A 2,945-nucleotide genomic window follows, 5' to 3' on the forward strand; every position below is an offset into this window, starting at 1 on the left:
GGTGGATAAAATCAAGGGGGCGCAGCTGACGGCGATTTGCGATACAAGCCCCGCCCGTCTGGAGTGGGCACAGGCCCATCTGCCGGAATCGGTGCAAAAGTTCGACACACCGGAGGCGTTCTTCGCTTCGCAAGCGATGGATGCCGTCCTGATCGCCGCTCCGCATTATGATCATCCGGTGCTGGCGATCCAGGCTTTTGAGAACGGTTACCACGTCATCGTCGAAAAACCGGCCGGAGTCTACACCAAGGCGGTTCGAGAAATGAACGAGGCCGCTTCCCAATCGGGCAAGCTGTTCGGCATCATGTACAACCAGCGGACTTCCCCGCTGTATACCAAGCTGCGCGACCTGGTGCAGTCCGGAGAGTTGGGCAATATCAAGCGGACCAACTGGATCATTACCAACTGGTACCGCTCGCAGAGCTACTATAATTCCGGCGGGTGGCGGGCCACCTGGGCCGGCGAAGGCGGCGGCGTGCTGCTGAACCAGGATCCGCACCAGCTGGACCTGTGGCAGTGGACGACCGGCCTGATGCCGAAGCGCGTGCGTGCGTTCTGCCACTTTGGTAAATACCGCAATATTGAAGTCGAAGATGACGTCACCGCATATGTCGAATATGAAAACGGAGCTACCGGCGTATTCGTGACCACCGTAGGCGAAGCACCCGGAACGAACCGGTTCGAGCTCTCCGGAGATAACGGCAAAATCGTCGTCGAAGACGACAAAATCACCTTCTGGCGCCTGCGCGTGCCTGAGCCGCAGTTCAACGCGGAATATACAGGCGGATTCGGCCAGCCGGAATGCTGGAAATGCGACATTCCGGTGCATGGGGGACACGGCCCTCAGCATAACGGGATTTTACAGAACTTCACCAATGCCCTGCTGCACGGCGAGAAGCTGATCGCCCCGGGCGAAGAAGGCATCCGCGGCCTGACGATCTCGAACGCGATGCATCTGTCGGCGTGGACAGACGATTGGGTGGACCTTCCGCTCGACGAGGATCTGTTCTACGACAAGCTGCAGGAGAAGATCAAAAACTCGACGTTCCGCAAGGAAACCGCCGGCGGTAAGGTGCTGGACGTATCCGGAACTCACTGATAGATATCCCATTTTCGATAAGAGGAGAATCGCCCTATGAAACTATCGGTATTTACCGTCGTCACCCCGGATCTGACCCCTGAAGAGCTTGTACTGGCCGCCAAGGAAGCCGGACTGGACGGCGTGGAATGGCGCTTCAAGGAAGTTCCCGCAGGTGCGGCAGGCGAGAAGCCGTCGTTCTGGAGCAACAATTTGTGCTCGATCGACCCCTCCCTTCCCGCGGACCAAATGCAGCAATTCAAAGACCTGGCCCTTGCGCAGGGACTTGAGGTCGTCAGCATCACTCCCTATCTGAACCATCTGGACCTGAAGGATACGGAGCATGTGTTCCGGACGGCCCAGCAGCTTGGGGCGAAAATGATCCGCCTCGGTGTGGCCGGGTATAACGGGACCGCAGACTACAACGAGCTGTACGACAAGACACTCCGTTATTTAAAAGAAGCGGAGCAAATGGCCAAGCAATACGGTGTCAAAGGCATCATCGAAACCCATCACGGCACGATCGCGCCGAGCGCCGGTCTCGCCCACCGTCTGGTCAGCCACTGCAGCCCGGACCATATCGGCGTCCTGTACGATCCGGGCAACATGATCCACGAAGGCTTCGAGCATTCCCGGATGGGCCTTCAGCTTCTCGGTCCTTACCTCGCCCACGTTCACATCAAAAACGCCGAGTGGGTTCGCGAGGGAACGCGTGAAGACGGAACCGTCAAATGGCGTTCGAAATGGGCGCCGATGCGCGAAGGCATCGTAGATTTCACCTCACTGCTCAATGACCTGAAATCCGTCGGCTATGACGGCTACTTGGGCATCGAGGATTTCAGCGAACAATACACGTCGCGTGAGCTGCTGAAGGAATTCGCCCAGCTCATGCGCGAAAGGATGTGACCTTCATGACCGCACAAAATAAAGACGGAATGAACTACGCACCGGAAGGCAAACCGAACCATGTTGTTGAACCGGGCGAGTTTGTGTTTGCGGCGGCGGCCCTGGACCACGGGCATATTTATGGCATGTGCAACGGGTTGATCGAAGCCGGGGCGACGCTGAAATGGGTTTACGATCCGGAACCGGCGAGAAGCCAGGCTTTTGCCGACAAGTTCCCGCAGGTCCAGATCGCGGACAGCCTTGAGCAGGTGCTCGGGGATCCGGAGGTCCGATTGGTGGCCGCAGCCGCGGTGCCAAGCGAACGCTGTGCTCTTGGGCTGCAAGACTATTTTACGGACAAAACGCCGTTCACTTCGCTGGACCAGCTGGAAGCGGCGCGCCGGAAGGTGAAGGAAACCGGCCAAAATACGCCGTCTATTACAGCGAGCGGCTTCATGTGGAGTCAGCGGTCTATGCCGGACAGCTCGTGCAAAAAGGAGCCATCGGCCGCGTCATCCAGGTGACCGGCTTCGGCCCGCACCGGCTGAATGCGCCGTCGCGTCCGGACTGGTTTTTTGAGAAGGATAAATACGGCGGCATTCTGTGCGATATCGGGAGCCACCAAATCGAACAGTTCCTGTTCTATGCCGGCTGCAAGGACGCCAAGGTTCTGCACAGCAAAGTAGCGAATTACAACAACCCGGACTATCCCGAGCTCGAGGATTTCGGCGACGCGACCCTGGTAGGCGACAATGGCGCCACCCAGTATTTCCGGGTCGACTGGTTTACGCCGGACGGTCTTGGCACCTGGGGTGACGGCCGGACGATCATCCTCGGCACCGAAGGCTATATCGAGCTGCGCAAATCATCGACATCGCCCGCGATCCGCGCGGCGACCATGTCTACCTGGTGAACAGGGACGGCGAACAGCACTTCGAAGTCAAAGGCAAGGTAGGCTACCCATACTTCGGCCAGCTCATTC

2 protein-coding genes and 1 pseudogene are annotated in these 2,945 nt (G+C 58.3%); all 3 read left to right on the top strand.

All coding sequences use genetic code 11. The annotated features are described in order from the left end of the window. Window positions 1–1,099 (top strand): Gfo/Idh/MocA family protein (locus tag CPT76_RS03315; protein ID WP_105441920.1); only part of this gene is annotated, 1,099 nt, incomplete at its 5' end. A 36-nt stretch (window positions 1,100–1,135) separates the two neighbouring features. Next, on the top strand, window positions 1,136–1,984 hold the full coding sequence (locus tag CPT76_RS03320; RefSeq protein WP_105441921.1) for a sugar phosphate isomerase/epimerase family protein: 849 nt from the start codon (window positions 1,136–1,138) through the stop codon (window positions 1,982–1,984). Window positions 1,985–1,989: 5 nt separating this feature from the next. Next, a pseudogene (locus CPT76_RS03325) lies at window positions 1,990–2,945 on the top strand (Gfo/Idh/MocA family protein); the annotation flags it as partial.

It is taken from the genome of Paenibacillus sp. AR247 (assembly GCF_002968895.1).
Lineage (GTDB): Bacteria > Bacillota > Bacilli > Paenibacillales > Paenibacillaceae > Paenibacillus_AQ > Paenibacillus_AQ favisporus.